Source organism: Cytobacillus sp. Bac17 (assembly GCF_024519925.1).
Classification (GTDB): domain Bacteria; phylum Bacillota; class Bacilli; order Bacillales; family Cytobacillaceae; genus Cytobacillus; species Cytobacillus pseudoceanisediminis.
On record NZ_JALJRC010000082.1, the window covers coordinates 1 to 1,159 of the forward strand.

8 tRNA genes are annotated in these 1,159 nt (G+C 48.3%); all 8 read right to left on the minus strand.

Features of this window, described 5'->3' with window-relative positions:
* Positions 1–134 precede the first annotated feature (134 nt).
* The 8 genes from NR125_RS29170 to NR125_RS29205 all read right to left on the minus strand — a co-directional run bounded on the left by NR125_RS29170 (position 135) and on the right by NR125_RS29205 (position 1,073).
* Positions 135–208, minus strand: a tRNA-Gly gene (locus tag NR125_RS29170).
* 23 nt (positions 209–231) lie between these two features.
* A tRNA-Pro gene (locus tag NR125_RS29175) sits at positions 232–308 on the minus strand.
* Positions 309–313: 5 nt separating this feature from the next.
* Positions 314–390: transfer RNA gene (locus NR125_RS29180), tRNA-Arg, on the minus strand.
* 59 nt (positions 391–449) lie between these two features.
* Positions 450–535 (minus strand) — tRNA-Leu (locus tag NR125_RS29185).
* A gap of 59 nt (positions 536–594) precedes the next feature.
* Positions 595–679, minus strand: a tRNA-Leu gene (locus NR125_RS29190).
* A gap of 15 nt (positions 680–694) precedes the next feature.
* Positions 695–770: transfer RNA gene (locus tag NR125_RS29195), tRNA-Lys, on the minus strand.
* A gap of 144 nt (positions 771–914) precedes the next feature.
* Positions 915–989: transfer RNA gene (locus tag NR125_RS29200), tRNA-Gln, on the minus strand.
* An 8-nt stretch (positions 990–997) separates the two neighbouring features.
* Positions 998–1,073: transfer RNA gene (locus NR125_RS29205), tRNA-Asp, on the minus strand.
* Positions 1,074–1,159 lie beyond the last annotated feature (86 nt).

The following is a 1,159-nucleotide window of genomic DNA, read 5'->3' on the forward strand; positions in this document are numbered from 1 at the left end:
CGTTCGTCCTGAGCCAGGATCAAACTCTCCATATAAGAGTTGATTAAGCTCATAAATTGTCTTTTCAAAAAAAGACTAAAGAATTAACGTTGACGTTTTTGTTCATTCAGTTTTCAAAGATCAATCAGAAAGTTTGGAGCGGGTGAAGGGAATCGAACCCTCATCATCAGCTTGGAAGGCTGAGGTTTTACCACTAAACTACACCCGCATATAAAATTATTGTTTCCCGAATGGTCGGGAAGACAGGATTCGAACCTGCGACCCCTTGGTCCCAAACCAAGTGCTCTACCAAGCTGAGCTACTCCCCGTAATATGGCGCGCCCGAGAGGAGTCGAACCCCTAACCTTTTGATCCGTAGTCAAACGCTCTATCCAATTGAGCTACGGGCGCATCTTTTAAAGCAACTCTTATATTATATCAACCTAGATTTCAAAAGTCAACAACTTTTTTGGTGCGGCCGAGAGGACTTGAACCTCCACGGGGTTGCCCCCACTAGGCCCTCAACCTAGCGCGTCTGCCATTCCGCCACGACCGCTTAATGAAGCGACAAGTAACATCATACCAAAACGTAGCACTTATCTCAATGGTAATTAATGGTGCGGGTGAAGGGAGTCGAACCCCCACGCCTTGCGGCGCCAGATCCTAAGTCTGGTGCGTCTGCCAATTCCGCCACACCCGCAATATGAAATTAAAATGGTGAGCCATGAAGGACTCGAACCTTCGACCCTCTGATTAAAAGTCAGATGCTCTACCGACTGAGCTAATGGCTCATACTTTTATGAGACTTCCTAAAGCCTGTTGTGTGCAGTCAGATGTTCCAAAGCTAAACGCTTTGTCACGGATTGCTATTCGGATGAAGAAATTCACTGATGCTGCAATCTGCTCTACCGACTGAGCTAATGGCTCATCAAAAATGGCTGGGCTAGCAGGATTCGAACCTGCGAGTGACGGAGTCAAAGTCCGGTGCCTTACCGCTTGGCTATAGCCCAATAACAAATGGCGGTCCCGACGGGAATCGAACCCGCGATCTCCTGCGTGACAGGCAGGCATGTTAACCGCTACACCACGGGACCATCCACATAAAACCGTCGGAAACAAAAAAAGTGACCCGTACGGGATTCGAACCCGTGTTACCGCCGTGAAAGGGCGGTGTCTTAAC